Source organism: Roseibium salinum (assembly GCF_026240905.1).
GTDB lineage: Bacteria > Pseudomonadota > Alphaproteobacteria > Rhizobiales > Stappiaceae > Roseibium > Roseibium salinum.
In genome coordinates this window covers 2,636,750-2,662,831 of sequence record NZ_JAPEVI010000003.1, presented here as the reverse complement: position 1 = coordinate 2,662,831, position 26,082 = coordinate 2,636,750, and the positions used below count along the sequence as shown (strand labels likewise).

Genomic DNA, 26,082 nt, shown 5'->3' with positions numbered 1-26,082 from the left:
CTCCGCGAGCAAAAACAAGACTCCACACTTGACAGAACTCGCAGTCCTCCGGATAGTGATAATCATAAAAAGATACAAAGTATCATAATATAATACCTTCCATACAGCAATACGTGACTGCATGTCACCTCAGCAAAGGGAGCAGCGGAATGAAGGGTTCTTTTTTCAAAGCCGTGATTGCGACGACCATGCTGGCTTCGACGGCGGATGGAGCTTTCGCCGGAAAGGCGGACGACACCCTGCATGTGGCGTTCACGAAGGAACTGGAGAACGTCGACAGTTACTTCAACTCCGCCCGCGAGGGCGTGGTACTCATGCGTGCCGTCTGGGACGGCCTCATCTACCGGGATCCGGTCACCAACGAGTACAAGGGCAACCTTGCAACGTCCTGGACGTGGGTCGACGACAAGACACTTGAATTCAAGCTGCGCGAAGGGGTGACGTTCCACAACGGCGAACCCTTCAATGCCGACGACGTCGTCTACACGGTGGATTTCGTCTCGCAGGAATCCAATGGCGTGAAGACGCAGCGCAACGTCAACTGGATGAAGTCGGCCGAGAAGATCGACGACTACACGGTCCGCATCCACCTGAAGGATAAATTCCCGGCCGCGATCGAGTTTCTGGCGGGGCCGGTCGCCATCTATCCCAACGAATATTATGCCGAGGTCGGTCCCTCCGGCATGGGGCTGAAGCCCGTCGGCACCGGTCCCTACAAGGTGACGGAAGTGGTGCCGGGCCAGCATTTCGTTCTGGAAAAGAACGAGGCCTATTTCGATGGGCCGAAGGGCCAGCCGACCATCGGCAAGATCGATATCCGCACCATTCCGGACGTCAATACCCAGATGGCCGAGCTCTTCAGCGGCTCGCTGGATTTCATCTGGCAGGTGCCGGCGGATCTTGCCGAACGCCTCGCCACCATGGAGCAGTTTACCGTCGCAAACGAATCCACCATGCGTGTCGGTTATCTTGCAATGGATGCGGCCGGCCGCTCCGGCGCCGACAATCCCTTCACCAAGCTGAAGGTGCGCCAGGCGGTGAACCACGCAATCGACCGCGGCACCCTCGTGAATGCTCTCCTCAAGGGCAACAGCCAGGTCATCTGGACGCCGTGCTTCCCGAGCCAGTTCGGCTGCGATCAGGACGTGACGCAGTATGACTACGATCCGGAAAAGGCGAAGGCGTTGCTCGCCGAGGCCGGGTATCCAGACGGGTTCTCCACCGAGTTCTATGCCTATCGCGACCGGGAATACGCGGAAGCGATTGCACTTTATCTCAACCAGGTTGGCATCGAGACCGATTTCAAGATACTGCAATATTCGGCCCTGCGCGAACTGAACATGAAAGGCGACGTGCCGATCGCGTTCCAGACCTGGGGCAGCTATTCGATCAATGACGCATCGGCCATGGTCAGCCAGTTCTTCAAGCACGGCGCCCTCGATGATGCCCGCGACGATCAGGTGCTGGCCGATCTCGACATTGCCGACAGCGCGACCGATCCGGAAGTTCGCCAGGAGCATTACACAAAGGCGCTGAAGCGAATTGCGGACGAGGCTTACTGGGCGCCGATGTTCTCCTACAACACCAACTACGTGTTCACGAACGAGGTTGCCTATACGCCGACGGCGGACGAGGTGCTGCGCTTCACCACCATGACCTGGAAATAACCGGGCTCCGCGCCAGCGGCGAGGCTGCCGCCGCTGGCCGGGCACGGAATACTCACGTAAAAGCCAGGGATCTTCTGTCGTGCTGACCTTTATCCTAAAACGGTTGATGCTCGCCGTCGTCGTCGCGCTGACGGTGTCGTTCATCAGCTTCAGCCTGATGTTCCTTTCCGGCGATCCGGCCGCCGCGCTCGCCGGCGAAACGGCGAGCGCCGAGGACATCGAGGCCATCCGGGCGCTCTACGGCTTCGACCGGCCGATGCTGGTCCAATACTGGCAGTGGCTCGGTGCCGCGCTCACCGGCGACCTGGGCGAAAGCTACTATTTCAAGTTGCCGGTCGCCTCGCTCGTGGCCGAGCGCCTTGGCGTCACCATGCTGCTGGGCGTCTGCGGGATTTCCTTCGCGCTGCTGACGGCGGTTCCGCTCGGCGTCGCGGCGGCGATCCGGCCGAACTCGTTCATCGACCGGCTGTCGCTGTTCCTGTCGGTGGCCGGACAGGCGATGCCGAGCTTTTGGTTTGGTCTCATCCTGATCGTGGTCTTCTCCATCAAGCTGGGCATTCTTCCGCCGTCCGGTGCCACGTCCTGGAAGCATTTCGTCATGCCGACGGTGGTGCTGGGCTACTACGCCATGCCGGCCATTATGCGCCTGACGCGCGCCGGCATGCTGGATGTCCTGTCCTCCGACTATATCCGCACCGCGCGCGCGAAAGGCGCGTCGGAGGTCCGTGTGCTCTTCAAGCACGGCCTGCGCAACGCCATCATCCCGGTAGTGTCCCTTGCAGCGGTACAGATGGGCTTCATGCTCGGCGGCTCGATCGTCGTAGAGTCGATCTTCGCGCTGCACGGCGCAGGCTATCTGGCGTGGGAGAGCATCGGGCGCAACGATCTGCCCACCGTTCAGGCTCTCATTCTGATTTTCTCGATGTTCTACATCATTTTCACTTTTCTTGCCGACGTGTTGAACGCCTGGCTCGACCCGCGCATGCGGAGCAGTTGAGATGACGGACCTGGAGACAAACGATCCCCTGCTGCAAGAAATCTCGGGCCCGAGCCCGCGCCAACTGCTCATGCGGCGGGTGCTTGCGCATCAGGGCCTGATGTTCGGCGCCGTCGTGGTCGCCTTGCTGGTTTTCGTCGCGCTGTTCGCGCCGCTGCTGGCACCGCATGATCCATATGCGCAAAACCTGATGGCGCGCCTGAAACCGCCAGTCTTCCTGGGCGGAACGTGGGAATATCCGCTCGGTACCGACCATCTCGGCCGGGACTACCTGTCGCGGCTGATCTACGGCGCGCGCGTGTCTTTGCTGATCGGGGCGGTCGCGGCCCTGATTTCCGGCGTCATCGGCACGGCGCTGGGCGTGGCGGCCGGCTATTTCGGCGGCCGGGTCGACGCGGCCGTTACCTTTCTGATCAATGTCCGGCTTGCCCTGCCCGTGGTCCTCGTGGCCCTGGCCGTCGTCGCCGTGCTGGGCGGATCTCTGCAGATCGTGATCCTGGTGCTGGGACTGCTGCTCTGGGACCGGTTCGCCGTGGTGATGCGCTCGTCGACCCTTCAGATCCGCAGCCGCGAATATGTTGCCGCGGCCCAGGCCATCGGCGCATCGACTCCGCGGGTCATCCTGTCGGAAATCATGCCCAACATCGTTAACAACCTGATCGTGGTGGTGACGCTGGAAATGGCGCACGCGATCCTGCTCGAGGCGGCCCTGTCGTTCCTCGGGGTCGGCGTCCAGCCGCCGACCCCGAGCTGGGGGCTGATGGTCAGCGAAGGCAAGAAGATGATGCTCTTCGAGGCCTGGCTCGTGCTTATTCCCGGTGCGGTGCTGTTTCTGGTGGTGCTGGCGATCAACCTGATGGGCGACGGCTTGCGCGATGTCACCGCCCCCGAGAACAGGAGCTGACCGATGGACAAGCCTCTCCTGAGCGTGCGCAACCTGACGCTGGACATTCCGCTGGCGAGCGGCACACTGCACGCGGTGCGCGGCATCGACTTCGATCTGAACCGGGGCGAGACCCTGGGCATCGTCGGGGAAAGCGGCTCGGGAAAATCGCTGACCTCCCTCGCGATTATGGGCCTGCTCGGCAAGCGGATCCGGCGCAAGGCGGACCGGATGACGTTCGACGGCATCGACCTGACCCGCATCGCCGCGAGGGACCTGCGCAGGCTGCGGGGCGGGCGGATGTCGATGATCTTCCAGGAGCCCATGACCTCCCTCAATCCCGCCTATACGATCGGCGACCAGTTGATGGAGGCGATGCTGCTGCACAAGCCGGCCGGCAGGCGGGCCGCGCGGGCCCGGGCGGTAGAGCTCCTTGAAAAGGTGGGCATCACGGCCGCGGAAAGCCGCCTGTCCCAGTTTCCCCATCAGCTCTCGGGCGGCCTGCGTCAGCGGGTGATGATCGCCATGGCGCTGATGTGCGGTCCGGAGCTGATCATTGCGGATGAGCCGACAACGGCACTGGACGTGACCATTCAGGCCCAGATCCTGAGGCTGCTGTCAGATCTGATCCGTGAAATGAACATGGCGATGATCCTGATCACGCACGATCTCGGCGTGGTTGCCCGGGTCGCCGACAAGGTGGCGGTCATGTATGCCGGCGAGCTGGTGGAAACGGGTCCGGCGGCCAACATCTTTTCCGCGCCCAGCCATCCCTATACCCGCGGCCTGCTGCGCTGCATCCCCCTGCCGGGAAAGACCGAGCGGGGCAGCGAACTGGGCACCATCCCGGGTATCGTTCCCTCTCTGGTGGGCGAGGTTTCCGGTTGCGTGTTCCGCACCCGCTGCGGCTTCGCAGGGCCCGCCTGCCGCGAGGCCGTTCCCCACCATGTGGACGGGGATCACGGGTTCCGGTGCGTTCATCCCGACGGCATGCGCCACGCTGAGGCCACTGCCATCAGTCGGCCGCCCGCTGCTGATGAAACGGCATTAGCGGATCATGTCCCCTCTCCCTTGGGGAGAGGGTTAGGGTGAGGGGGCAAATCCATTCGTATCCTCGAAGCGCTCGCCCCCTCACCCGGACCTGCGGTCCGACCTCTCCCAACGGGAGTGGTTGCTGGGCGATCCAGATGGCTATCTAACCACATATCTAATTCTTATCAGGAGGTTCCGGCATGACAGACAAGACCGTTCTGGAACTGGAAGGCGTCACCAAGACCTACCGGATCAAGCAGGGCGTGATGGGTAAAGTGAAGCCGCTCACCGCCGTGAAGAACGTCTCCCTGTCTCTCTCCCGCGGGGATGTGCTGGGTCTCGTCGGGGAATCCGGCTGCGGCAAGTCCACCATGGCCAAGATTCTGCTCGGCCTGGAGCAGCCGACCTCGGGCCGGGTGCTGGTGGATGGCGAGGAGATCGGCCGGCACGGCCGGCTGGCCCTTGCCCGCCGCATCCAGCCGATCTTTCAGGATCCGTATTCCTCTCTGAACCCCCGCAAGAGCATCGCGGAGATCATTTCCCTGCCGCTGGTGGTGCACGGGATCGGCGACCATGCGGACCGCATGCGGCAGGTCCGTGAGATACTTGATGTGGTCGGCTTGCCTGCCCGCGTCATGAACACCTATCCGAGCCAGATGTCCGGCGGGCAGCGCCAGCGTGTCGCCATCGCCAGGGCGCTGATCATGAAGCCGGAGATCGTCATCTGCGACGAACCGACATCCGCCCTGGACGTGTCGGTCCAGAGCCAGATCCTCAATCTTCTCGGAGACTTGCGCCGGGAATTCGGGCTGACCTATCTGTTCATCAGCCACAATCTGGCCGTGGTCGAGCATCTGGCGACACGAGTGGCCGTCATGTATCTCGGCCGGATCGTGGAAGAGACGGACGTGGCCAGCCTGTTCGACTCTCCGCGCCATCCCTACACCCAGGCCCTGCTGAAATCGGTCCTGACCCCCGAGCCGGGGCTCGGAGTGCCCGATACCCAGCTCGGCATGGCCTATCCCAACCCGATCGCGCCGCCGCCGGGCTGTCATTTTCATCCACGCTGCCCCAGGCGCGGCGCGATCTGCACCTCCACCGCCCCGCATCCGGTCGCAATCCCGGGCGGTCATGTCGAGTGTCATCTCCACGATCCCGATGTGCCGGTCACCGGACGGGTTGCGGCGGCCTGAGCGGAGACGGGACGGATATGACTGAAATTGCCCTTTCGCGGACGCAGACCATCCGCAAGACGGTGGTCGAGACGCCGCATGGTGTCGTCGCCGCTCAAAACAGCCTCGCGGCACGGGCGGGCGCCCGCGTCCTGGCTGCCGGCGGCGACGCGGTCGATGCCGCGGTGGCAACCTCGTTCGCCATCGGTGTGGTCGAGCCCTGGATGAGCGGACCGGTAGCCGGCGGCGCCATGATGCTGTGGCGGGCGGAAGAGGGACGCGCCTACGCCCTCAACCACGGCATGAAATCTCCCGCCGCTCTTAATCCCGCCGACTATCCGGTGACCGGCAAGGGCAGGGCCGGAGATCTCTTTCCCTGGGACAGGGTCAAAGACGACCGGAACGTCCTCGGCGCCAGCGCCGTCGCTGTGCCCGGTACTGTCGACGGGCTCGGCCAGGCCCATGACCGCTTCGGGCGCATGCCGTGGGCGGAGCTTCTGGCGCCGGCCATTGCTCTGGCCGGCGAGGGGCTGCTGGTGGACTGGTACGCTGCGCTGATCATCGCCTCCAGCACCCGAGATCTCGCCAGCGATCCGGACGCGGCGGCTTTGTTTCTGGAAGACGGCCAGTGGCCGACCATCTCGGGCTGGACGGCCCTGGCGGAAAAACGGCTCGACCAGTCGCGCATGGCCGACACGCTGGAGCAGATTGCCCGCAACGGCGCCAGGGAGCTTTATTCCGGCGATGTGGGCGTCGCCATGGTTGCCGACCTGCAGGAAAAGGGCAGCGTGCTCACGCGGGACGATCTGATTGCCTACCGCGCGCAGTTTCAGGATCCCTTGAGTTTCGGCTATCGCGGCGGGCGGATTCACGCCGTGCCGGGTCTTACGGCCGGCCCGACTCTGAAGGCGACCCTGGAAGCTCTTGATCGTCAACCGTTCGGCGGCCGGCCTGACCAAACCACCTATCTCGCCTATGCTGATGCCCTCAAGGCTGCCTACGCGCAGCGGTTTGCAACCATGGGGGACGAGACCGAGAGCTCCGAGGCACCGGCCTGTACGACCCATTTTTCCGTGGTCGACCGGCACGGCAACATGGTCGCGCAGACCCAGACTCTCTTGTCGATTTTTGGCTCCCGGGTGGTGTCGCCTTCCACCGGGCTTTTGATGAACAACGGCCTGATGTGGTTCGACCCGGTTCAGGGCCGCCCCAATTCCCTCGGCCCCTCGAAGCGTTGCCTCATGAATGTCTGCCCGGTGATCGGCGAAGGCGAGGGGCGGCATTTCGCATTCGGAGCCTCCGGCGGCCGCAAGATCGTTTCCGCCGTCTCGCAACTGACGTCCTTTGCCATCGACTTCGGGATGGACCTCGAACAGGTGTTCCACCAGCCGCGGATCGACAGTTCCGGCGGACCGGCCGTGATCGTCGACGACACGCTGCCGGAGGACGTCTTTCGGGCGCTTGCTGCCCGTCACCAAGTGCGCCGGGCCCGGCGCACCGTCTTCCCCTATTCCTTCGCCTGCCCGGCCGGGGTCATGCGCCGGGGGGACATCAACTCCGGCTGCACCGAAATCATGTCGCCGTGGGGCGACGCCGTTTCAGAAGCCGATATTCAGGACAGATAACTTCATGACCCACGATGCCGCGACCAATCTCGCCTCCGCCTATTTCGACGAAGGCTGCTTCACACGCGATCTCGCCGGGCTGGTGGCTTTCGAGACCGAAAGCCAGAACCCGGCCCAGGCGCCGGAACTGCGCCGCTATCTGATGGAGGCGATGAAGCCCCGCCTGGAGGCCGCCGGTTATGCCTGCGAGATATTCGACAATTCCGATCCGGCCGGCGGGCCGCTTCTGATTGCGGAACGGCATGAGGGCGATGACCTGCCGACCGTCCTGACCTATGGCCATGGCGATGTCATCAGGGCCCAGACCGACCAGTGGCGCGAGGGGCTGCATCCGTTCCGCCTTGTCGAGGAGGGGGACCGTCTCTACGGCCGCGGCACCGCCGACAACAAGGGTCAGCACCTGATCAACCTTGCCGCCCTTGAAGCCGTGATTGCCGCCCGCGGACGGCTTGGCTTCAACAGCCGCGTCCTCATCGAGATGAGCGAGGAAGTCGGCTCGTCGGGCCTGGCAGAGTTCTTTGAAGCTCACAAGGACCGGCTGAAAGCCGACGTCCTGATCGCGTCCGACGGTCCGCGGCTGCAGCCCGACCGGCCGACCATGTTCATGGGCTCACGCGGCGGCATCACCTTTGACCTTGTCGTCGACCTGCGCGCAGGCGCCCATCACTCCGGCAACTGGGGCGGTCTGCTGGCCGACCCGGCCATGATCCTGGCGCAGGCGCTCTCCACGATCACTGATGCGCGCGGCCAGCTGAAGATCGCCGAGTGGCGTCCGAACAGCCTGACACCGGCGATCCGGGAGGCGCTGTCGGGTTTGCCGATCGAGAGCGAAGCCGGGCCGGACATCGATGCCGATTGGGGCGAAGAGGGGCTTGCCCCGGCCGAGCGGGCCTATGGCTGGAACAGCTTTGCCATTCTGGCGATGAAGAGCGGCGTTCCGGAAGCGCCGGTCAATGCGATCTCCGCCGGGGCACGGGCCACCTGCCAGCTGCGCTATGTGGTCGGCACGGAACCGGAGGCCGTTCTGCCTTCGCTCCGCCGTCATCTGGACGAGAACGGCTTTCAAAAGGTTCAGATCGTGCCCCATGAACGCGGTTTCTTCCGCGCCACCCGTCTCGACCCGGATCATCCCTGGGTCGCCTATGTGAAGGCATCGCTGATCCGCACCGGCGGCCGGAAACCGCATATCCTGCCCAATCTCGCCGGTTCGCTTCCCAATGACAGCTTTGTCGATATTCTCGGACTGCCGACGGTGTGGATCCCTCACTCCTACCGGGCGTGCTCGCAGCATGCGCCCGACGAACACGCCCTGAAATCCATCAGCCGGGACGCCCTGCGGCTGATGGCCGGGTTGTTCTGGGACATAGGCGAGGGGAATTGCCCCCGGTAATCGGGTCGCGCAGCGGTCAAAATGACAGCCGTGCGTTTTCCTTGACCTGCTTCATGACGAAGAAGGTGCGGGTCTGGCGCACGCCGGGCAGGGCGATCAGTTTCTGGCCGTGCAGCTTGTTGAAATCCGCCATGTCCCGAACGCGGATCTTCAGGAGATAATCGAAATCTCCGGCGACCAGATTGCAGTCGAGAATGTCCTTGATCTCCATGACCGCTCCTTCGAAGGCTGCGAAGCTTTCCGGCGTCGAGCGGTCAAGGACCACGCCGACCATCACCAGTGCGTCGAGACCGACGGAGGCCGGAGCTATCTCTGCCCTCACGCCGGTGATGTGGCCCTGGTCGAACAGGCGCTGTGTCCGCCGGTGGCAGGTTGCCGGACTGACATTCACGCGAGCCGCCAGTTCCGCGTTGGTTAGCCGCCCTTCTGCCTGCAGGGCGCGCAATATCTTCAAGTCTGTGCGGTCGAGTGCTTCCTCGGAAGTTTCTTCCATCTTTTCCCTTCAAAGTGACAGCAATCTGAATTTTCTCGTCGGCTTTGCCCGACAATACGAAATCAGGACCGAAAATTCGAGAACACCTTTCAAGGATTTCTTTCTACCCTTGCCGCCGAAGTCCCAAAGGAGAAACATCATGTCACTTCTCTCGAAATACGAACGCTACCCACTCACGTTCGGTCCGACGCCGATTGAGCATCTGCCGCGCCTCACAGCGGAGCTCGGCGGCTATGTGGAGATCTATGCCAAGCGCGAAGACTGCAATTCCGGTTTGGCCATGGGCGGCAACAAGCTGAGGAAGCTTGAATATATCGTGCCGGATGCGATCGCCTCGGGCGCAGACACGCTGGTGTCCATCGGCGGCGTGCAGTCGAACCACACGCGGATGGTCGCCGCGACCGCCGCCAAGATCGGCATGAAATGCGTCGTGATCCAGGAGAAGTGGGTGCCGCATTACGATGCCGTCTATGATCGGGTCGGCAATATTCTGATGACCCGCCTGATGGGCGCTGACAGCCGCCTCGTGGACGAGGGCTTCGACATCGGCATCCGCAAAAGCTGGGAAGACGCCATCCAGTCGGTCAAGGACGCGGGCGGCAAGCCTTATCCGATCCCGGCCGGTGCTTCGGTGCACAAATACGGTGCGCTCGGTTATGTCGGTTTCGCCGAGGAAGTGGCGCAGCAGGAGGCCGATCTCGGCTTCAGGTTCGACTATATCGTCGTTTGCGTCGTCACCGGCTCCACCCAGGCCGGCATGATCGTCGGCTTCGCCGCACAGAACCGGGCCGACCGCGTCATCGGCATCGATGCCTCCGGAACACTTGACCAGACCCGCACACAGGTCCGCCAGATCGTCGACAACACCGCATCGCTGGTCGATCTGGGCCGCACGGTGAGCGAGGACGAGATCATCATCAATCCGGACTATGCCCACCCTGCCTACGGCGTTCCATCCGAGGAGACCAACGAGGCGATCCGCCTGGCCGCCCGCACCGAGGCGATGATCACGGACCCGGTCTACGAGGGCAAGTCCATGCAGGGCATGATCGACCTGACCCGGAAGGGCTTCTTCCCGAAGGGCTCCAGGGTTCTCTACGCGCATCTCGGGGGTGCGCCGGCGATCAACGGCTACAGCTATTACTATAAGGACGGCTGAGGCCGCGGGGTCCGCCGGCCCGATGCAGTTCATTACGGCCAGAGCGCTTCTTGACGATATTGAGACATTTGATCCAGGCGATTTTGCCCTCTGGCTAGCCCGGATATCTCACCAAAAGAAGTGCATCGGCCCTGACACGACGTGTTGGCGATTTTTTGCACGGTTCAGCTGGATTTAATTGCTAGAAACCTATATTGTGCGTTTGTGCACAAATCTACAATATGGAGATATACCATGCTGGACACCGACACCGCCTTTCTGTCGGCTCGGGTCCCCGTACCGCTGAAAAATCGCTTCAAGTCGCTAGCAGCCCGGCGCGGATTGAAGGTGCAGGATCTCCTCAATCAGCTGGTCGAGGAATACGTTCAGCGTGAGGATCGTCAGGCGCCGGTGGCGACAGAGGTTCTCCGCCGCCTTCGGCACCGTCGCGACGCCCTCTCCGATAGGGGCGTCCGGCACCTTTACCTGTTCGGCTCCGTCGCGCGGGGCGATGCCCGACCGGACAGCGATATAGATCTCGCCTACGAACTGCACCCGAACGTGAAACTGTCGCTGTTCGACCTCGGCAAGATCGAGGACCTGATCAGAACGGCGCTCGCAATCCCGAACGAAATCGATCTCGTGCCGAGGAGCAAAATGTTCAGCCACGTCCAGGACACTGCGTCCGATGATGAGATCCTGGTGTTCTGATGCCGCGCAGTCCCCTTCATCGCCTCCAGGACATTCGCGAGGCCATCGGCGACATCCGGGATTTTGTGGCTGGAATGGATCGCCAGACATTCCTGGCGACACCGGCCGACGACCGGAAAACCTTCAGAGCCGTATCGGCCTCGTTCATCGTGATCGGCGAGTCGGTCAAAGCGCTGCCCGAAGATCTGACATCCCGGCGCAGCGAAATTCCCTGGCGGACGGTTGCCCGTTTCCGGGATCGGGTTGTGCATGAATATTTTCAAATCGACGTGGAGACCGTGTGGGAGACGATCGAAAACGGTGATCTCGAACAATTGCTCGAGGTCATCGAGGACGAAATCCAGGCTCTCGAGGACTGAACGACTCTAAGGCAGCCGGGACCCATTTGACCTTCACCGCAAAATCCTGGCGGACCGTTGTCGGCCGCGGGATCTGTGGCGGGACGGGCGACCTGGATGGGAATGCCGCGGTTGGCGGCCGCGGTCAACAACCGGAGCGCAGGCCGTGGCGGAAATTGGGTCGAGCCCGGCGCGGGGCAGCGCGTTTTCAGTACCACTTCGAGCCTCTTGCGGACCTCAAGTCAGAACGATTATCGCCGTCCCGGCAAGCACCGCAACTGCTCCGAAAAATGCGGGAAAGGTTGGTGCTCGTCCCTCCTTCAGCCACGTAACGGCTGCATCGCCGGCTGAGGCGTTTCATGCTGGAGGAGAAGGCCCTTCAATCCGACCAGTTTAGCTCTTGATCGACGGGTGTTCGGGACAGGAAATCGATCGATGCGGAGGCAGGATTTCTAGTCTGTCAGGGCTTTGATAGACAAGCAGCTGCGCCCGCTTTCTTGGTGATTTTTGGCCCCGCACCGAGATAAAAGGGGAACTGGTATTGGTTCTGAATTCGAATGCCGGAAGAGGCGTGGATTGTGAAATCGCGACGCCATTTCCCGGTCCGCCGGATCGAATTTGCGGCCATACAAGCCATCGACAGAGTCCGAAAACGATCCAATGTGAGGAAGGATAAGCCGCGAGAACACTGTCGGATGGAGCCGGAGAGAGGGATCGCGAGCAATGGCAAGATAAAAGGAAGTGGTGCAAGGCACCCCGAAATCCCAGTCTGCACATCGTGTTTCACCTGCACATGGTTCGAGACCCTATGTGCAGACAGGATAGGCCAACGGTTTGAATATATTCGCAAAAGCATGGTGCAAGAGGTGAGGTTGGTTCTTCCCGCCGGAAATTGCCGCGAGTGGCTGCTTCAATCCGGCAGAGGGCTAAAACTCCGCGGGACCATACTGACTTCAACCCGGTGATGATGCCTATCAGTCCCGACGATGTATTTCATGAAGATGGCCACCCCGTTCCCGAGGTGGCCAATATAATTGAGTTGCCGACTCTTCGCACAGTCTGGAAGTGCCGGACCTTTTTCTTCTCTGGTCGTCTTACGAGTGGTGCCTTGTCCACTCGATCCTTTGCACAATCCGGTATCAGCGCGTGGGAAGCGGGATCCATTCGGCTATGGAGACTTCCGCGTGCTGGAACTGCGGCATCTTGTTGCCGAGGTCGTCCATGTTCTTGACGTCCTGCTCATTCAGGAAGTCCTGAGTGATCAGGGTCGGCGGCACCACGACCTGCTTGCCTGGGTCCTCGCCGGCCAGCATCAGGGCCAGGGTCCGCACACAGACTTCGCCGACCACAGCCGGATTGGTCGCCACCGTGGCTTTCCAGGCGGAGTCCGGTTCGCGCATCGCCGAGATATCGGCGGTGGAAACGTCCGCGGAATAGATGGAGATGTCCTGGCTGAGACCGGATTCGTCGACGGCGATCTTCACGCCCTTGGCGAATTCGTCATACGGCGCGAAGACGACGTTGATCGTTGGGTTGGCCTGCAGGACGGAACGGGCCTGGTTGGCGACCGAATTGGCGATCGGGTTGTCGAGCGTACCAAACATGGCCGCTTCCGTGATGCCCGGATTGGCTTTCTTGACTTCCTTCCAGGCGACATCTCGGCGGTCGAGCGGCGCGATCCCGGGCACGTAGACATAGCCTGCGGTGAAGCTGTCGCCATTGTCCTTGATGGCCTGTTCCAGGGCCAGTTTGCCAAGGAGATAGTCGGACTGCTCGACCTGGGGCACGGAGTCGTTCTCGACATTGACGTCGAAGGCGACGACCTTGATACCGGCATCCACCGCGCGTTGGGCTGCTGCCTTCATGGATTCCGTGAGGCCGTGTTGGATGATGATCCCGTCGACGCCGAGCGCGATGGCCTGGTCGACCATGTCTGCCTGTAGCGCGGCATCCTGGCGACTGTCCAGAACGCGCAGGTCGACACCGAGCGCCTCTGCCTGGCGTTCGACGCCTGAGAGATAAGACTGAAAGAAATCACCGGTCGACAGGTAGCGCACCAGCGCGATCTTGACCTCCTCCGGCTTGTCGAACGGTGCCGGCATGTCGGCCGCAAGAGCCATTCCGCCTCCGGACAGTCCCAGCCCGGCAACGACCGCGAGCTTCATGAATTCACGTCTTAACATGTTGCTTCCTCCCTTTCTGAACGGCGCCTTTTCAGCGTCACGTTGTTCTCCTGCCGCCGCGACGCGAGGACAGGTAGAACGTGAAGACAAGGGCGGCAACGAGTACGGCACCCTTGACGAAATCTTGCATGTAGTAAGGGGCATTCATCATGGTGAGCCCCTGGAGAAGAATGCCGACGAACAGGGCGCCTGCCGCCGTGCCGAAGGCGTTCGGCCGGGCGGCGCCCAGGACGGCAAATCCGATCAGGGCGGCGGCGACGCTGTCGAGCAGCAGGTTGTTGCCCGACGCGATGTCGCCGCGGCCGAGCCGCGCGGCCAGAAGGATGCCGCCGACGGAGGCGAGCATGCCGGAGATCATGTAGGCCATGATCTTGTAGCGCTGGACATTGGTGCCGACGAGGCCTGCCGCACGTTCGTTGGACCCGATGGCATACATCAGCCGCCCGTGGCGGGTGTAGCCGAGGAACAGCCAGATGATCAGCGCGATCAGCAGGAAAACCACCACGGGCATCGGTAGCAGGCGGTCCAGGAAGAAGTCGAAGCGATGGCGCCCGAGCCAGAGGAAGGCATTGGAGAAGGTGCCTTCGGCGACCGACCCGTCGGGCAGGCTCATGCCGGTGGCGATGGAATTGCCCTGGGTCGGGATGCGCTGCAGGCCGATCAGCAGGAACATCATGCCGAGCGTTGCCAGGAGATCGGGCACGCGCATCTTTACGATGAGCAGGCCGTTGACGAGGCCGACAAACGCCCCCATTGCCAGGCACAGAACCACCGCGACGAAGGCGGACTGTTCCAGGATCACCATGGAATAGGCGGACAGCATCAGGGCTGACGTTGCCACGGATCCGATGGACAGGTCGAAACCTCCGACCACCAGCGTGCAGGTGACGCCGAGTGCCAGGACGCCGGTGATGGCCACCGACTGGAAAATGAAGACGGCCGAGCGCGGGCTTGCAAAGCCGCTGGCATAGAGACTGAAGAAGACGGCCAGCCCGAATAGCAGGACGAGGAAGCCGTACCGGATGGCGAGTTCGAGCGCGTTCTTGTTCATCTGGTGCTGTTATCCCGCCATGACCTGCGTTTGTGCCTGATCCGGCCCCGTGCCGTTGGCCGGGGGCCGGCCGGGACCGGAAACATCGGCGACAAGGCTGTTCAGGTCGACATTGCTGTTGATGTATTCGCCGGCAATCTCGGCCTCGTTCAGGACGATGATCCTGTCGGCGATTTCGAGGGCTTCGTCGATCTCGGCAACGAAGACGAGCGTGGTGCGCCCCGCCGCGCTCTGGCGAATGTACTGCCCGATGTCGCGGCGCGCGCCGATATCGACACCCTGGAAGGGTTCGTCCAGGAGTAGGACCCGTGAGGCCTTGAGCAGCCATCGGCCGATGATCACCTTCTGCTGATTGCCGCCGGACAGGGTGCTGATGCCGTCCCTGTCGCTCTGGCACACCACACCGATGCGGTCGATCATGTCGCTGGCTGCCTGCCGCTGCGCTCGCTCGCTCAGGAAGGAAAACCGGCTGAAGGCCTTCAGGAAGGGCAGGGTCATGTTGTTGGCGATGTCGAAATCCGCCACTACCGCATTCACCGCACGGTCCTTTGGCGACATGAAGACGCCCCTGGTAACCGCGTCCGAAGCACCGGAGGGACTGTAGGGGCTGCCGTCGAGCCGCATTGCGCCCTCCGCTGGCGCGGCAAGGCCGAAAATCACTTCGGCAAGTTGCGTGGTGCCGCTGCCCAGAAGACCGGTCACCGCAATCACCTCGCCCTCGCGGGCGCTCAGGTTGATGAGGGGGCTGTCGTCGAACAGACGCAGGTCGCTGATTTCCAGAATGGCCTTGCCGCCGTGCACCGGATCGATGTCGACTTCGGTCATCTGGTGGCCGAGCATCGCGTTGACCGCGCCGACATAGTCGAGCGGGTCGGTTTCGAACAGGCCCGAGATCGCACCGTCGCGCATGGAGACAATCCGGTCGGCCACCCGGCGGATGTCCGACATTCGGTGGGAAATATAAAGGATGGCGACCCCTTCCGCCCGCAGCCGGTCGATCAGCGCAAACAGGCGTTCGGCCTCAGAAGCCGACAGGGAGGAAGTTGGTTCGTCGAGAATAAGCAGTTTCGGTGCGCGGGCCATCGCCCGGGCGATCGCGATCATCTGGCGGTCGGCGACGTCGAGATCCGCGACACGGGTGCGCACATCCATGGTGAGGCCCATGCCTTCGGCGACCTTTCTGGCCTGCCGGCGCAGGTTGCGGTCGTTCACGAACAGGCCGGCGCCTGGCTCGGTCAGCCGATCCAACGTCAGGTTAGTCGCCACATCCAGATCCGGAATGACACCGTCATCGATGGACTGGTGCACCGTGACGACGCCCTTGAAGATGGCGTCCGCAGCATCGGCCGGCTCATAGGGCGCACCGCAGAGCGTGATGTCGCCCGCATCTGCGAAATGGTAGCCGCACAGCACCTTCACGAGCGTCGACTTGCCCGCACCATTGGCGCCCATCAGCGCGGTGACCTCGCCCGCACGCAGCTCCATGTCGATGCCGCGCAGCACGTGGTTGCGCCCGAAGGACTTCTCCAGCCCGCTTAGCTTGCAGGTGACCTCCACCACCGTTCCTCCCAGTCCCAGACGAGCATTTCTCCCACTTGAGATCCGTTACAGCATGCAAGATAGTCATTTGTCAACTCTGTTGACTTTTGAATAATCCTGGCTTTTATTCGGAGCAAATCGGGAGGAAAGAGCAATCAAATGGACAATCCAGACCAGTACCGGCCATTGTCGCCCGAAGAGCTCGCAGAACGTCTTTCAACGGTGCCCGCCATTGCCGGGCGCATCGGTTCGGACCCTGCCGGCTGGCAGGTGAAGGAAGTCGGCGACGGCAATCTGAACCTGGTGTTTATTGTGAGGGGGCCGAAGGGGTCGGTGATCGTCAAGCAGGCATTGCCCTATGTCCGGCTTGTCGGCGACAGCTGGCCGTTGCCGCTCTACCGAGCCTTTTACGAAAACCATGCGCTCGTGCGCCAGGCGCGGCGCGATCCCGGCGCGGTGCCGGAGGTCTACCATTTCGACGAAACGCAGGCGCTGATCGTGATGGAGTTCCTCTCGCCGCACAAGATCCTGCGCCGCAAGCTGATCGACGGCGAAACTGTCGGCGGTCTTGGCGGATTCCTTGGCCGGTTCTGCGCCCGCACGGCGTTCCGCGGGTCCGAGCTGTCCATGAAGAGCGCGGACAAGAAAGCCGACGTCGGGTTGTTTTCGGGCAATGTCGAGATCCCGGCGATCACAGAGGCTCTGGTCTTCACCGATCCATATTACGGCGCGGAGATGAACCATCACACCGAGGGCCTCGACCCGGTGGTGTCCGGCCTGCGCAGTGACGCCCGGCTCAAGGCGCGTGTCCAGCGGCTGCTGATGAAATTCGCCTCTAACACCGAGACGATGGTGCACGGAGACCTGCATAGCGGCTCGATCATGTCGACAAGCGACGAGAGCAAGGTCATCGACCCGGAATTCGTGCAATATGGCCCCATGGGCTTTGATCTCGGCATGCTGGTGGCCAACTTCCTGATGGCCTATTTCAGCCAGCCGGCGCACCGGTACCCGTCAGAACTTGCCGGGTACCAGGACTGGCTCCTGTCGGTGATTGACGAGGTCTTCACAGAATTCGAAGCCGAATTCCGGCGTCTCTGGGAAACGGAGCGGACCGGCATGCTCTACCCGGCCGCCCTGTTCGAGGATCAGGGACAGTCCTCGGCTGACGCATGTGCGGCCCTCCTGGCGGAGATCCGGACCGATGCCCATGGCTTCTGCGGCATTGAGATGCACAGGCGTACCCTGTCGCTCGCCCACAACGCGGATTTCGAGGACATCGAAGACACGGTCCTAAAGCGCCGCCTGGAGGCGCGCAATCTCGAAATGGGCGCAGAGCTCGTTCGCACGTCGGAAACGCTCGGCAGCACTGAAAGACTCCTCGATCTTGCCCGTCGCTTTAACGCAAAGGACATCCTATGAAGGTCAACGGCAAACATTACCGCTCCCTTTGGTGGGACGACGGCAAGGGGGCATTGCAGATCATCGATCAGCGCTGGCTTCCTCACGACTTCCGTATCCAGCAGGTCGACACGCTGCAGGACTTTGCCGACGCGATTGTCGAGATGCGTGTGCGCGGAGCGCCGCTGATCGGCGCGACGGCGGCTTACGGCATGGCGCTCGCCGCCCGTCTCGATCCGTCCGACCACCATCTGGACGAAGCCTTCGCCTTTCTCGACAAGACCCGCCCGACCGCCATCAACCTCCGTTGGGCGCTCAACCGCTGCCGGTCCCATCTAAAGGCCCTGCCGGAAGCCAAGCGCGCCGTGGCCGCGCTGAAGCTTGCGCATGACATTTCGGACGAGGATGTCGAAATCAACCACAGCATCGGCCGCAACGGCCTTGAAATCATCCGCTCCATCGCGGCCGGGAAGAAGGACGGCGAACCGGTTCGCATCCTGACCCATTGCAACGCCGGCTGGATTGCGACGGTTGACTGGGGCACGGCGACCAGCCCGATGTACCAGGCCCACGATTCCGGCATCCCGATCCACGTTTGGGTGGACGAGACCCGTCCCCGGAACCAGGGCGCGCTGACCTCGTGGGAACTCGGCAGCCACGGCATCCCGCACACCTACATCACCGACAATGCCGGCGGTCACCTGATGCAGCACGGCCTAGTCGATCTGGTGATTGTCGGGACCGACCGCACCACCCGCCGGGGGGATGTCTGCAACAAGATCGGCACCTACCTGAAGGCACTGGCAGCCAGCGCCAATAGCGTGCCTTTTTATGTCGCGCTGCCGTCCCCGACCATCGACTGGGCTGTCGATAATGGTGTTGCCGAAATCCCGATTGAGGAACGGCTCGAACGGGAAGTAACCCACATCCAAGGCCTAACGGAAGAGGGCGGCATCGGCGAACTGCAGGTGACACCCGTCGGCACGCCCGGCGGCAATCCGGCTTTCGACGTGACGCCCAATCATCTGGTGACCGGTCTGATCACCGAACGGGGTGTCTGCGAGGCAAGCGCGGAAGGCCTTGCCGGCCTATTTCCGGATCTCAGCAAGCTTGCCGAGAGCGCATGACCGGCAGCTCCGGCAAGTTCCGTCCGCTGGAGGGACGGGCGGCCATGCGCGCCCGGTCCCAGGACGAGGCGATCATTGAAGTCACCTGGTGCTATTACCAGGAAGGCATGAACCAGAACGAGATCGCCGAGCGCCTCAGCATTTCGCGCGCGACCGTCGTCAACTACCTGTCCGAGGCGCGTCGACGCGACTACGTTCGGATCAGTCTGAACAGCGATGTTTTCCGGAACCAGAAACTGGCGCGGCGCCTGGTCGACCGGTTCGGCCTTCAAGACGCCATTGTGGTTCCCTCGGCGCCCGGCGGGTCCGATCAGTCCCTCGACCGGGTCACCCGGGTCGTGGCCGACTGGCTTCCGAGCTTGCTGGAACCGGGCGACCGTCTCGGTGTTGCCTGGGGGGAAACCGTCTACCGGGTTGCCGAAGCCGCCCCGCGGATCACCATCGACAATCTGACAGTGGTGCAACTCGTCGGCTCGCGTCCGGCCGCGCTCGGGTTTGCCGCCGAAACCTGTTCGGCTACCCTGGCGCGGCGGTACGGCGCCCATTGTATCAACCTGCATGTTCCCCTCGTGCTGTCGGAACGGGATCTCGTCGAACGCCTCAAGCGGGAACCGGTGATCCGGATGCAGCTCGAGGCGGTTGCCGACTGCAACAAGACCCTGTTTGCCTGCGGCACCTGCACGGCGGAGAGCCACGTGGTCCACACGGGATTGCTCGATCGCTCGGAGATCGATGTCTGCGCCGCGCAGGGGGCAACTGGCGTCATCTGCGGCCGTCTGATCGACCAGGACGGCAAAGGTCTCAACCGCGAGATCGAGGACCGAATGATTGCCGTTACACTCGAACAGATGCGCGGCAAGGTCATGGGGCTGCTGGTCGGCTCCGGCGAGGACCGGGCCAAACCGATGCTGGCGGCTATCCGCGGCGGATATGCCACCCATGTCGCCACCTGTTCGCAAACAGCCGCAGAAATGCTTAACCTCGCGTGAAGACAATGCTTAAGTCACCTTATCGGGACTCTCCCGAACTCCGACAGGCGATCATCGGAACCTGTGTGGACATGAACCGCCGCGGTATCAACCAGGGAACGTCCGGAAATGTCTCCGTCCGTGCCGGCGACCGCATGGTGATCACGCCGTCGGGCATTCCCTATGACCAAATGACTCCGGACATGCTGGCCTCGCTGCCTCTCGACGGTTTGGGCGAGCCGGAGGGACCGTTCCCGCCATCGACTGAATGGCAGTTCCATCTGGCCCTGCTGCGGGCGAAACCTGACATGCATGCGGTGGTTCACGCGCATCCGGTCCATTGCACCGCGCTGTCGATCAACAGGGAAGAGATCCCGGCCTGCCACTATATGATCGCGCTGTTCGGCGGCAATACGGTGCCGCTGGCGGACTATGCGCTCTTTGGCAGTGACGCCCTGGCCGACAATGTCGTCAACGCGATGATGGACCGCAGTGGTTGCCTGATGGCGAACCATGGCGCGGTCGTCACCGGCGAAACCCTTGAAAAGGGTCTGTGGCGTCTGGAAGAGCTGGAGGTGCTGGCGCGCGCCTTTATCCTCGCGCGCAGCGTCGGCACACCGCACATTCTTTCAGAAAGCGAGATCGGCGATGTGCTTGGCGCGGTGAAGAACTACGGGATCAAATCGGCCTGACGGGCAGGCGACCGAAGCGCCGCAACATTCGATCGATCTCATTGAGCCTGCCTCACGAACGCGGCGGCCTTGGAAACGATGTTGCTACCCCAGCGAAAGATCGGTCTTACCAGAAATTGACAGGGCACCCATGGAAAGCACCTTTTCCAATCGACTGCGCGCCAAACGATGATGTTCAACTGCAAGCCGGTCGGCCTCCTCAATGTCGCCATTTTCAATCGCCCGCACCGTGTCACGGTGCTGCTCTGCGGTTACGGACAGATGCTCTTTAGTGTCTCTGGTCGCGTAGACGTTGCCCGAAAAACAAGCACGATTGAAGCGCAGCGACCCGATTAGCACGCGTTCGTAGAATTCCGAAAAGTAGCGGTTATTGGCACAAGCAGAGATCGCTAGGTGGAAGGCGAAATTGGCTTCGGAAAGTATGGCGCCGCGCAGCGAGGGAATGGCGTTTTCGAAGAGCATCATTTTTTCGCGGATGACCTGCAGGTCGGCTTCGGTACGGAATTCGGCCGCAAGGCGTTGAATCATCCGGCTGGAGATCAGCAACGCGTCGTATAGCGGTGGGATATCGTCGAGGTCGAGCGGCGCAACCCGGGCGCTACGCCCTTCGCGCACCACCAGCCCGTCAGCGATGAGCTGGATGATTGCCTCGCGAATAGGTGTGCGCGAGACCTCAAGCTGCCGGGACAGACCGGCTTCGTCCAGAACCGACCCTGGACGCAACTCAAGCGTTAGAATCCTCTCACGCAACGTTCGGTAGGGCGAACTTCCGCTGCGGTCTTTGGTGCCGTTCGACAACAGCGCCTCCTTTTTCTTTTCCTGTGGTCGTAGGAGAAAGGCTTCCGCTTGACCAGTCAATAATTTTCAGTATACGAATTGGATACTGAATTAGAGGCGAGGGTCGCATGAACTGGATTGTCGGTGTCGATGTTGGTGGCACCTTTACCGATTTTTGCGCACGGCACGTGGCAAGCGGCCGGACCGTGGTGCACAAGCGTCCATCGACACCGGATGATCCATCGCAAGCAATCCTGCGGGGTTTTGCCGAGCTGCGAGAGATTGCAGGTTTCGCCGCAGAAGACGTGGATCGCTTTGCTCACGGCACGACAGTTGCCACCAATGCGCTTTTGCAGCGCAGGGGAGGTGAGCTCGTGGTGATAACAACGCGCGGTTTTCGGGACATGCTGGAGATCGGCCGGCAGATCCGGCCGAAGATCTATGACTTGCAGGAGGATGCGCCGCCACCGCTGGCAGCACGGCATCGCAGGATCGAGGTCAACGAACGGACCGGTGCAGACGGTGACTGCGTGGTCAAACTGGAAGAAACGGAGATCGAAGAACTTCTGGACCGAGTCGACGCTCTGGAGGGCATCGACTGCTGTGCGATCTGTCTGCTGTTTTCCTTCCTGAACCCCGAGCATGAACTCCGGTTGGCAGACGCTCTGCGCCGTAGGCGCCCCGATCTTTTCATTTCCCTGTCGAGCCAGGTGCAGCCGGAGTTTCGTGAATTTGAACGGTTCTCGACCACGGCGATCAATGCCTTCCTGCAGCCTCAGGTCAGCAACTACATGACCCAACTCAAGTCCCAGATCGCCGAGGCGGCGCCAAATGCTGCGTTCGGCATCTTCCAGTCCAGCGGCGGATTGATGTCGGTCGAGCGGGCGGCGGAGTTTCCTGTGCGAACCGCGCTGTCGGGCCCGGCGGCCGGGGCAGTTGGCGCCATCGTTTCGGCGGCAAAGTCGGGAATTAAGGATATCATCACCCTGGATATCGGCGGCACCAGCACCGATGTGTGCCTGATCCAGGACGGGCGTGCGGCGTTGGCCAATGTGCGCGATATCGCGGGCTTCCGAATCCGCCTGCCGATGGTTGACATTCATACCGTCGGGGCAGGCGGCGGCTCGATCGCGTATGTCGAGGCCGACGGGCTTTTGAAGGTCGGGCCGATCAGCGCGGGTGCCGTACCGGGGCCGGCATGTTACGGGCGGGGTGGGACCGAGGCGACGGTTTCGGATGCGAACATGCTCCTGGGCCGCTTGCCCGAGAGCCTGGTCGGCGGCGGAATGACCCTCGACCGCGACATGGCGATGAACGCGGTTGCTCCCCTAGCAAGCAAGCTGGGGCTTTCACCGGAAGAAACTGCCTTTGGCATTCTCAGTATTGCCGCCTCGAATATGGTCCGGGCGATCCGGGTGGTCTCAATCGAACGGGGACACGATCCGCGCGACTTCACGCTGATGCCCTTCGGCGGCGCAGGTGGTCTGCATGTGGCGGACATCGCGCGCGAACTTGGCATGACCCGCATACTGATTCCGCAGTCGCCGGGTATCCTCTGTGCAGAGGGACTGATCGTATCGGATTTGCAGGAGAATCTGGTCGGCACCTGCCGGATCAAGCTTGGCGCGGACTTGGCCGAGCTTGAGGCTGTGCTGGCCGATCTGCGTCACCGCGCCGAGGGATGGTTCGACCATGAGGGCGTAGATGAGGCAGAGCGGCGCCTGCGGCTTGGCCTGGACATGCGCTATGTCGGCCAGAACCACGAGTTGCAGGTCGAGATCGGCGGCGAAAGCCGCGCGCCTGCCCTGCCGGAGATAGAACAGCTCAAGCTCCTGTTCTTCGAGACCCATGAACGTGCTTACGGGCACCACGATCCCGAAGCGCCCATTGAAATCGTTAATCTGAGGCTGCGGGCGACCGCCAAGCTGGTTCACGTCGAAGGCGCCGCGCTGCCGCCCACCGAATCGCCGCGGCCCGTCAGCCACCATGATGTCTGGTTCGACCGCACTGAGCCGGTCCATACGCCGGTCTATGACCGCGCCACGCTGCCTGTCGGCTTCCACCTGCGGGGCCCCGCGATTGTCACCCAGATCGACGCCACGACCGTTGTCCCGCCATGGGCGCGGCTGACGGTTGACGAGGCCTGCAACATTATCATGGAGATCCAGTGATGAGCGGCGAACCGCTTGACCCCATCTCGTTGGAGATCGCCTGGAACGGGCTCAAGTCGATCACCGACGAATGCTTTCTGACGCTGATGCGAAGTGCCTTTTCGACCAATGTCAAAGAGCGCCACGATCATTCGACGGCCATCGCCGATGCCAAGGGGCGGCTGATCGTCCAGGCTGAGCAGGCGCTGCCGATCCATCTGGCCTCAATGGGGGGCCTGATCCGCCATATCGTGGAGCGATATGGCGACAGCATCTCGCCGGGCGATATGTTCATCGCCAACGACCCCCATGTGGCGGGCGGTACGCACCTGCCGGATATCAACACGGCTATGCCACTGTTCAAGGATGACCGCCTGATAGGGTTTGTAGCCAATATCGTGCACCACGCAGATGTGGGCGGTGCGGCGGTGGGCTCGATGTCCGGAGGCCTGAACGAGATCCACAAAGAAGGTCTGCGGATCCCGATTGTCCGGCTTTATCGTGAGGGCAAGCTTCAGGACGACATCCTGCGGCTGCTCCTGCTGAACATGCGCCTGCCGGACGAGCGCCGGGGTGACCTGAACGCGCAGATCGCCGCCTGCAAGCTGGGTGTCGCGCGGATGGGTGACATGCTCGATCGCCATGGCGCAGATTATGTCGCCCGGGCTTTCGACGAGATCGTCGAACGCACCCGGATGCGCATGCGCACGGCCATCGCCGGACTTCCGGATGGGACCTATGCGTTTGAAGACGTGATGGATGACGACGGCATCTCGACCGAGGACATTCGCATCAAGCTGGAGATCCGCAAGCAGGGTGATGCGATCACATTCGACTTTACCGGCACCGATCCACAGGTGCCGGGAAACTTCAACCTGACGATGAATGGCACCCAATCGGCAGTGTGCTACAGCCTCAAGGCGCTGCTGGATCCGAACGTCCCGAATAATCATGGCGTGATCGAGTCGGTTGATATCGTCGCGCCCGAGGGCACGATCGTGAATTGCGTGGCGCCCGCGTCCGTGGCGCTTCGGCTGAATACCTGCCAGCGGCTGGTCGACGTCATTCTGGGGGCGTTTGCCCAGGTGCTGCCGGAGCGCGTGATCGGCGCCGCGAACGGTGCCAATACCAGCGCCGTTTTTGCCGGCATCAATCCCAGGACCGGACAGCAATATGTCTATCTGGAGACACTTGGCGGCGGCATGGGCGGGCGCATGACCAAAGACGGCAAGGATGGGGTGCAGGTGCATATCACCAACACGTCGAACCTGCCGGTGGAAGCCATCGAGATGGAGTACCCGCTGCGCGTCGAGGAATACGCTCTCGTCGAGGACTCGGGCGGCGCGGGTACGCATCGCGGTGGGCTGGGCATCCGCCGAACGATCCGCCCGATCGATCACGAATGCGAGTTCAACGGCGTGGGCGAGCGTTTCCGCCACGCGCCTTGGGGAATTCTGGGCGGCCAACCCGGGAGGCCCGGCCGGTTCTATCTGCGCGATGACCAGGGCCGAGAACGTCCCTTGCCGTCCAAGGCAAGCGGCATTCGTATAACGCCGACAACGGCGGCAGTCATCGAGACACCGGGGGCGGGCGGTTACGGCGAACCGCAAGGGCGCGCTGTGCAGCTTGTCGACGAAGACCGGAGATCGGGCAAATTCTCCGACGAATACATCCGCAATGCCTATGGAAAGACAATCGGGTGAACCCGGAGAGTTCAAAACGTACCTTGAAAAATAAACCAGAAAGGGAACTGAAATGAACTGGAAACCGACATTTGCGGCCATCGGAGTTGCGGTCGGCATGGCGGTGCATCCGCTGCACGCCGCCGACATAAACTGGGACATGGCCAACGAATACAACGACACATCGATCCACGCCGAGGGTGACAAGGTCTTTTCCGCCAAGCTGGCGGAACTGACCGAAGGCGCGATCAAGATCACCCATCACTTCGGCGGTTCCATCGGGTTTAAATCCAAGGACCAGCTCGACGCGGTGGGTGACGGCGCATTGCCCATCGCAGATACCTATGTCGGCCCTCTTGGCGGTATCGAACCGACGTTTCTGCTCCCGTCGTTGCCGTTCCTTGCCAAAACCCCGGAGGAGGCCCGGAACCTGTTCCTGGCCGCGCGCAGCGAATACGAGGCGGTCTTTGCCAACAACAACCAGAAGCTGCTGTGGGCGTCGCCCTGGCCGCCATCCGGCATCTGGGCCAAGAAACCGGTTGGGGATCTCGATGCTCTGGCTGGGCTCAAGATCCGCACCTACGACGCTAACGGCACTATCACGCTGCTAGAGGCAAATGCCGCCCCGATCCAGTTGAGCTGGGCCGACGTGGTTCCGCAGCTTTCAACCGGCGGCATCGAAGCAGTGCTGACCTCGGCCGAGGCGGGCGCGAACGCCAAGTTCTGGGAGCACCTCGATCACTTCACCGAAGTGAATTACGCGATGCCTTTGAACATGATTCACATCAATCTCGATACCTGGAACGATCTGTCACCTGAGCATCAGGACGCGGTTCTGGAAGCGGCCAAAGCTGCCGAAGACCACGTCTGGCAAAGCGTTGTTACCCGGGTCAGCGAGAACTACACGCAGATGCGGTCTGAGAACATGACTGTTGTGAGCGATGTCGATCCAGCGTTCCTGGCAGCCCTGCATGAGGCTGGCCAAAAAGCACGCGAGGAATGGCTCGCAAAGACCGGCGATGCGGGCAAGGCTGTCCTTGATGCCTACGCGTCAAAGTGAGGCGTG

At 62.1% G+C, this 26,082-nt stretch carries 22 protein-coding genes; 17 read left to right on the top strand and 5 right to left on the bottom strand.

Features of this window, described 5'->3' with window-relative positions; all coding sequences use genetic code 11:
* The first annotated feature begins 149 nt into the window (after window positions 1–149).
* From ON753_RS16910 to ON753_RS16880, 7 genes are all read left to right on the top strand, one after another.
* Window positions 150–1,667 (top strand): ABC transporter substrate-binding protein, encoded by a 1,518-nt coding sequence (locus ON753_RS16910; protein WP_265963783.1) that lies wholly within the window; start codon window positions 150–152, stop codon window positions 1,665–1,667.
* Window positions 1,668–1,746: 79 nt separating this feature from the next.
* A complete protein-coding gene (locus ON753_RS16905; protein WP_265963782.1) occupies window positions 1,747–2,664 on the top strand; it encodes an ABC transporter permease in 918 nt (305 codons plus the stop codon).
* A gap of 1 nt (window position 2,665) precedes the next feature.
* Window positions 2,666–3,568 carry an ABC transporter permease gene (locus tag ON753_RS16900; RefSeq protein WP_265963781.1) on the top strand — a complete coding sequence of 301 codons (903 nt, stop codon included), beginning with the start codon at window positions 2,666–2,668 and terminating at the stop codon, window positions 3,566–3,568.
* Window positions 3,569–3,571: 3 nt separating this feature from the next.
* The gene (locus tag ON753_RS16895) at window positions 3,572–4,639 is read left to right on the top strand and encodes an ABC transporter ATP-binding protein (protein WP_265963780.1); all 1,068 of its coding nucleotides are present in this window, start codon (window positions 3,572–3,574) and stop codon (window positions 4,637–4,639) included.
* A gap of 140 nt (window positions 4,640–4,779) precedes the next feature.
* On the top strand, window positions 4,780–5,772 hold the full coding sequence (locus tag ON753_RS16890) for an ABC transporter ATP-binding protein (RefSeq protein ID WP_265963779.1): 993 nt from the start codon (window positions 4,780–4,782) through the stop codon (window positions 5,770–5,772).
* A gap of 17 nt (window positions 5,773–5,789) precedes the next feature.
* On the top strand, window positions 5,790–7,376 hold the full coding sequence (locus tag ON753_RS16885; protein ID WP_265963778.1) for a gamma-glutamyltransferase: 1,587 nt from the start codon (window positions 5,790–5,792) through the stop codon (window positions 7,374–7,376).
* Between the two features lie 4 nt (window positions 7,377–7,380).
* Complete coding sequence (locus tag ON753_RS16880; protein WP_265963777.1) at window positions 7,381–8,766, top strand: M20 family metallopeptidase; 1,386 nt, start codon at window positions 7,381–7,383, stop codon at window positions 8,764–8,766.
* A gap of 16 nt (window positions 8,767–8,782) precedes the next feature.
* Here ON753_RS16880 and ON753_RS16875 read toward each other — a convergent pair whose 3' ends face one another.
* Window positions 8,783–9,259: an Lrp/AsnC family transcriptional regulator gene (locus tag ON753_RS16875; protein WP_265963776.1), complete on the bottom strand. Its 477-nt coding sequence runs from the start codon at window positions 9,257–9,259 to the stop codon at window positions 8,783–8,785.
* A gap of 139 nt (window positions 9,260–9,398) precedes the next feature.
* Here ON753_RS16875 and ON753_RS16870 point away from each other — a divergent pair, with 139 nt between their 5' ends.
* The 3 genes from ON753_RS16870 (at window position 9,399) to ON753_RS16860 (ending at window position 11,467) form a co-directional block, all read left to right on the top strand.
* Entirely contained in the window at window positions 9,399–10,418 is a 1,020-nt protein-coding gene (locus ON753_RS16870; RefSeq protein WP_265963775.1) for a 1-aminocyclopropane-1-carboxylate deaminase, read from the top strand.
* A 234-nt stretch (window positions 10,419–10,652) separates the two neighbouring features.
* Complete coding sequence (locus ON753_RS16865) at window positions 10,653–11,108, top strand: nucleotidyltransferase domain-containing protein (protein ID WP_265963774.1); 456 nt, start codon at window positions 10,653–10,655, stop codon at window positions 11,106–11,108.
* Window positions 11,108–11,467, top strand: a complete 360-nt coding sequence (locus tag ON753_RS16860) for a HepT-like ribonuclease domain-containing protein (protein ID WP_265963773.1) — start codon at window positions 11,108–11,110, stop codon at window positions 11,465–11,467. Before ON753_RS16865 ends, ON753_RS16860 begins: the two co-directional genes overlap by 1 nt.
* Before the next feature lie 1,118 nt (window positions 11,468–12,585).
* On the opposite strand, the gene ON753_RS16855 is transcribed toward ON753_RS16860, so the two are convergent.
* Genes ON753_RS16855 through ON753_RS16845 form a run of 3 tightly spaced genes read right to left on the bottom strand, consistent with a single transcriptional unit; the run spans window position 12,586 to window position 16,240 of the window.
* Window positions 12,586–13,611, bottom strand: coding sequence for a substrate-binding domain-containing protein (locus ON753_RS16855; protein ID WP_265967187.1), 1,026 nt, complete (start codon window positions 13,609–13,611; stop codon window positions 12,586–12,588).
* Window positions 13,612–13,666: 55 nt separating this feature from the next.
* Window positions 13,667–14,680, bottom strand: coding sequence for an ABC transporter permease (locus ON753_RS16850; RefSeq protein ID WP_265963772.1), 1,014 nt, complete (start codon window positions 14,678–14,680; stop codon window positions 13,667–13,669).
* A gap of 9 nt (window positions 14,681–14,689) precedes the next feature.
* A complete protein-coding gene (locus tag ON753_RS16845; protein ID WP_265963771.1) occupies window positions 14,690–16,240 on the bottom strand; it encodes a sugar ABC transporter ATP-binding protein in 1,551 nt (516 codons plus the stop codon).
* 138 nt (window positions 16,241–16,378) lie between these two features.
* Between ON753_RS16845 and mtnK the strand changes: the two genes are divergently transcribed.
* The 4 genes from mtnK to ON753_RS16825 are packed head-to-tail and all read left to right on the top strand — an operon-like array spanning window position 16,379 to window position 20,407.
* The gene (gene mtnK, locus ON753_RS16840) at window positions 16,379–17,641 is read left to right on the top strand and encodes an S-methyl-5-thioribose kinase (protein WP_265963770.1); all 1,263 of its coding nucleotides are present in this window, start codon (window positions 16,379–16,381) and stop codon (window positions 17,639–17,641) included.
* Window positions 17,638–18,747, top strand: coding sequence for an S-methyl-5-thioribose-1-phosphate isomerase (gene mtnA / locus ON753_RS16835; RefSeq protein ID WP_265963769.1), 1,110 nt, complete (start codon window positions 17,638–17,640; stop codon window positions 18,745–18,747). The genes mtnK and mtnA overlap by 4 nt, the downstream gene beginning before the upstream one ends.
* Entirely contained in the window at window positions 18,744–19,736 is a 993-nt protein-coding gene (locus tag ON753_RS16830) for a sugar-binding transcriptional regulator (protein WP_265963768.1), read from the top strand. The genes mtnA and ON753_RS16830 overlap by 4 nt, the downstream gene beginning before the upstream one ends.
* A 5-nt stretch (window positions 19,737–19,741) precedes the next feature.
* Entirely contained in the window at window positions 19,742–20,407 is a 666-nt protein-coding gene (locus ON753_RS16825) for a class II aldolase/adducin family protein (protein ID WP_377047362.1), read from the top strand.
* An 84-nt stretch (window positions 20,408–20,491) separates the two neighbouring features.
* Here the strand turns inward: ON753_RS16825 and ON753_RS16820 are convergent, their stop codons facing one another.
* The gene (locus ON753_RS16820; RefSeq protein ID WP_265963766.1) at window positions 20,492–21,205 is read right to left on the bottom strand and encodes a GntR family transcriptional regulator; all 714 of its coding nucleotides are present in this window, start codon (window positions 21,203–21,205) and stop codon (window positions 20,492–20,494) included.
* Window positions 21,206–21,312: 107 nt separating this feature from the next.
* Here ON753_RS16820 and ON753_RS16815 point away from each other — a divergent pair, with 107 nt between their 5' ends.
* The 3 genes from ON753_RS16815 (at window position 21,313) to ON753_RS16805 (ending at window position 26,076) form a co-directional block, all read left to right on the top strand.
* Window positions 21,313–23,355: a hydantoinase/oxoprolinase family protein gene (locus ON753_RS16815; RefSeq protein WP_265963765.1), complete on the top strand. Its 2,043-nt coding sequence runs from the start codon at window positions 21,313–21,315 to the stop codon at window positions 23,353–23,355.
* Window positions 23,355–25,037 (top strand): hydantoinase B/oxoprolinase family protein, encoded by a 1,683-nt coding sequence (locus tag ON753_RS16810; RefSeq protein ID WP_265963764.1) that lies wholly within the window; start codon window positions 23,355–23,357, stop codon window positions 25,035–25,037. Before ON753_RS16815 ends, ON753_RS16810 begins: the two co-directional genes overlap by 1 nt.
* A gap of 97 nt (window positions 25,038–25,134) precedes the next feature.
* Window positions 25,135–26,076, top strand: a complete 942-nt coding sequence (locus tag ON753_RS16805) for a TRAP transporter substrate-binding protein (protein WP_265963763.1) — start codon at window positions 25,135–25,137, stop codon at window positions 26,074–26,076.
* The last annotated feature ends 6 nt before the right edge of the window (window positions 26,077–26,082 follow it).